The following is a 4,182-nucleotide window of genomic DNA, read 5'->3' as shown; positions in this document are numbered from 1 at the left end:
AACAGAGCAAGTCAAACAGGTATGGGAATACATTCTAGCTAACTACATTCAACCCATAAGAGGTAAATCGGCAGAAGTAGAAATTGAAGTGCGAAGTGATAACGGTAAGCAATTTAGTAGTAAGGATATCATGACATTCTTTGAAGAAAATGAGCTCACTAAGGTGTTTACTCATCCTTATACTCCAGAGGAGAATGGACATATTGAAAGTTTTCATAGTAAGCTCGGTAAGGCACTCAAAAACGATCGTTTTGCTAGTCTGCAAGCATTAGAGAACAGACTTACTCACTTTTATACAATGTATAACAACAAAAGAAGCCACGGAAGTCTAAAAGGATTGCCACCAGCGATCTTCTGGGCTCTAGATGATCTCGGTTATGTGGACGTAATCACAGATCAAGAAAAAAGAACGAATAAGATATTGCTAAATGTAGCGTATCAAGAGATACTAGGATTACCTAAAGTAAATAAGTATAAATATCGGGCATTAAGAGCCTGATGGAGATGCTCGCCTTTTATTCGATTCCCTAAATGGGATGAGAATAAAAAACTAAGACAGGCCTGCACTTAGATATCAACATCGGTTTAATAATCACCTTCTGTCGATGCTCGCAATGCAAAGATAAGGCTTATTCAACCACATTTTTTAACTTACGTAATTATTCTCTGATAATTAGGGGGCTGAACCATTCTGTTTTATGATGTTGGACATAATATTATCTTCTTCAAATTTGATTGAATGTGCTTCAAGATAATATTCACCGATGAATATCCACCATGTATCACCCAAGCTGAATCGTGAAATAAACTCACCTCTAAGTAAAGAATTTAATATTTCGGTATCTGTCTTCATCTAAATGAGCTATAACGTTATAGCCGTAAACGTCGTGCCGTGGCGATAGCAGGCATGACCGTTTTCACGGCGTGTCAGGTGCCGTGGTGTGCCCTGAAGTTCCATCGGGTACTAAGTTAATCAAAAGTGGTTAATGGAAATAGATGGAACAAGTTGTAATTGAGATGAAAGACCTCTTCAAAGGTTGGATGGAAAGGAAACGAGCTGGCTCCATGTAAGAATGGCAAGGTCAGAAGCCTCACGTATAATAAATTCAATTGGAGATTAGGATAAGGCCTTTCGGCAGGGGAGGACTAAAACTACCTGTCAAACCGCCACAAGGTGCTTACCTTTCACGGGTTGGTACTGAGCGTTGTGGAAAAGGTAGAGACTATTTTTTTTTATGTAGGATTCTATCAGGTGCGGTTTAAGGAGATGAGCGAGAAGAGAGCGAACCATCGTAGAGGCATCGTAAATAACCTTGCTGTAGATCAAAATCCAAAGTGCGGCGGACTGCGGAGACAAGCCATTAGCGTAAAATTTTAGGAAAGCGCAGGCATGGCGATCTACCGGTGTATAGATGGCATGACCTTAATACCAGGCTCAGATACGAAACTGGGGAAATTCCCCTTTGTTGTTTGAGGGAAAGCTATAAGCCTCGATAGGTAAAGCGAAAACTGAGACATTGGGAGAGTGGCGGATCAATTCGTAGTAGTGAAGAAGCTTCTGTAATGGAAGTGGAGCGAAGGGGTTGACGTAATTGGATTTTATTTATTACCAACTTTAGATCAAACGATTTAAAAGGATGAATTTTAAAGAAGGATCAAAACCTTATCCCATCAGTAAAGAACAAGTATGGGAAGCGTTTGCGTTTGTGAAAGCGAATGGTGGCAGCAGTGGTGTAGATGGCATAGACATCAAAACCATAGCAGCCAATCCGAAGAAGCACTTGTATCCAGTGTGGAATCGTCTAGCAAGCGGAAGTTATTTTCCACAAGCAGTAAAGCGAGTAGAGATTCCTAAGTCAGATGGGAAGGTTCGTATGCTGGGGATACCGACGGTAAAAGATCGAGTAGCCCAGACGGTAATAAGCAAAGAATTAGAGCAGATAGTGGAACCACTATTCAGTAATAGTTCATATGGCTATCGACCGAACAGAAATGCGCACCAAGCCATCGAGCAAGCTAGGAAGAACTGTTGGCAAATGCCATGGGTAATCGATATGGATATCAAGGGATTCTTTGATAACATAGATCATGGACTGATGATCAGATATCTTCGGAAGTTTACAGATCGCAAACATATCATTACCTATGTTAAGCGATGGCTGAAAGCACCCATAGAATTGAAGGATGGTACTCAGATTCAGAATGAAGAGAAGGGTACTCCACAGGGCGGTGTAATCAGTCCAGTTCTAGCAAACATATTCCTACATGTAGTATTTGATAGTTGGATGGAACAAGAGTTTCCTGACTGTCCCTTCGAACGATATGCAGATGATGTGATCGTACATGTAAAGAATGAGAAGTACGCTAGATATGTCCTCAAGCAAATCCGAACACGGCTATTAGCAAATAAGCTAGAGCTGCATCCGGACAAGACCCAGATTGTTTATTGCAATCGAACAGGGAGGAGGAAACGCACACCTGCGAAGGTCAGGCAGTTCGATTTTCTAGGTTACACATTTCGTAGTCGCAAAGTAAAGACCAAGGATGGAAGAGTGATATTTGGATTTAGTCCAGGAGTCAGTTGGAAATCGGTCAAGCGGATCATATCTACATGTCGCAAGCTGAGATTTGATAGATGGGTACATATGGACATCAAAGAGTTGACCAAGGTACTTTCACCGATAATTCAAGGCTGGTTACATTACTATGGACGTTTTCACAAAACGGCTATGCACTATGTGTTTCGGATAATCAATCGTAGACTTGCAAAGTGGGTCTTTAACAAGTATAAGCGCTTTAGAAGGAGGAAGTTTGTGAGTTATGCACAAGCTTGGTTGAGAAAGATAGCAGCGGGTTATCCGCACATCTTTCCACACTGGCAACATGGCTTCTCTCCATAGGTTTGATTACGAAGAGCCGTATGAGCTGAGAGGTTCACGTACGGTTCTGTGAGAGGTTTAGGGGTGAGATTCCCCTTTACCTACTCGTCTTTCAATAATTTAAGTCGGCTAGAAATTTGGATAAAGAACTATTGAACTCTTTAGGTTTATCCATAAACATGTAATGTGTTGCATCGTCTATATCTACTTTTAATGATTGAGGTATTTTTTTATGTAATAAGTCAGCAACTTCCCTACAGTATTCAATATCATATTCCGATGTAATTATTAAAGTTGGGAACTTAATATTATCTAACAGATTAACGGCGTCAGGTGCAATTTTAATTTTTTCAGGGTTAAGAAAGTGCCAAAATGAATAATCATAAGCAATTTCAATTATCCGTTTTTTTACTTCAGGACTCATTTTATGAGAATTTAAAGATTTGAATTCAATAAATTCTTCAGCAGCACCTTTAATACCCTTCTCTTTAACAATTGATGGTACACTTCGATATTCACGAATAAAATCCTGGGCAACAGGAGACCAATTTCCGTGAACAGTTGGGCCTGCTGCAGTAAGCGAATATGGTATCTCTGGGTATTCCACAGCAAAGTCTATGGCAATTCCACTCCCCATTGAAAATCCTACAAAATGGGCCTTCTCGATTTTCAAATAGTCCAGAAGAGCTTTTAAGTCATCATGCGGACTGTATTTTTCACCCTTTACCGGCATGGCTGATTTACCATAACCACGAACATCATATCGAAGAACCTTGTATTTTTTTGCAAAAAGTTCAAACTGATTATCCCAGAGCCGACAATCACCGAAATTCCCATGTATGAATACAATACATTCACCAGCCCCGGCTAATTCATAATATAGTTTCGTCCCATTAACCTCTGCAATTCCTGTATCAGGGTGCAAGGTATTCTTTGTGTTATCACACGAATAAATTAGAAACAAAATTGGAAGTAAATAGAATATACGTTTCATAACTCATAATAGTAAAGTGAAGTTAAAAATTATGCATCTAGTTGTGCCTAACGGTTTGTGTATGAGCAGTAGCGGATTTTACGCAACTACTTTTAAAAATACAATATACCTTAATTAAATGAAATAGCGATACGAGTTAGCACCCGAACCGCTATTGCTTATACACCGTGTTATCTGCTGTTGTGTGCCCTGAAGTTCCATCGGGTACTAAGTTAATCAAAAGTGGTTAATGGAAATAGATGGAGCATGTTGTAATTGAGATGAAAGACCTCTTCAAAGGTTGGATGGAAAGGAAACGAGCTGACTCCA

The 4,182-nt window shown here is 39.8% G+C and carries 3 protein-coding genes; 2 read left to right on the top strand and 1 reads right to left on the bottom strand.

Features of this window, described 5'->3' with window-relative positions:
* Together L2567_RS20570 and ltrA are read left to right on the top strand one after the other, a co-directional pair.
* Positions 1-499: integrase core domain-containing protein (locus L2567_RS20570; RefSeq protein WP_235299747.1), on the top strand; the 499-nt coding region annotated here is incomplete at its 5' end.
* A gap of 1,138 nt (positions 500-1,637) precedes the next feature.
* Positions 1,638-2,900 (top strand): group II intron reverse transcriptase/maturase, encoded by a 1,263-nt coding sequence (gene ltrA, locus L2567_RS20565; protein WP_235299746.1) that lies wholly within the window; start codon positions 1,638-1,640, stop codon positions 2,898-2,900.
* Positions 2,901-2,991: 91 nt separating this feature from the next.
* Here the strand turns inward: ltrA and L2567_RS20560 are convergent, their stop codons facing one another.
* Positions 2,992-3,873: an alpha/beta fold hydrolase gene (locus tag L2567_RS20560; protein WP_235299745.1), complete on the bottom strand. Its 882-nt coding sequence runs from the start codon at positions 3,871-3,873 to the stop codon at positions 2,992-2,994.
* Between the last annotated feature and the right edge of the window lie 309 nt (positions 3,874-4,182).

It is taken from the genome of Portibacter marinus (assembly GCF_021533195.1).
Taxonomy (GTDB): domain Bacteria; phylum Bacteroidota; class Bacteroidia; order Chitinophagales; family Saprospiraceae; genus Portibacter; species Portibacter marinus.
The sequence above is the reverse complement of the archived record's forward strand: the minus strand, read 5'-3'. Positions and strand labels throughout refer to the sequence as shown.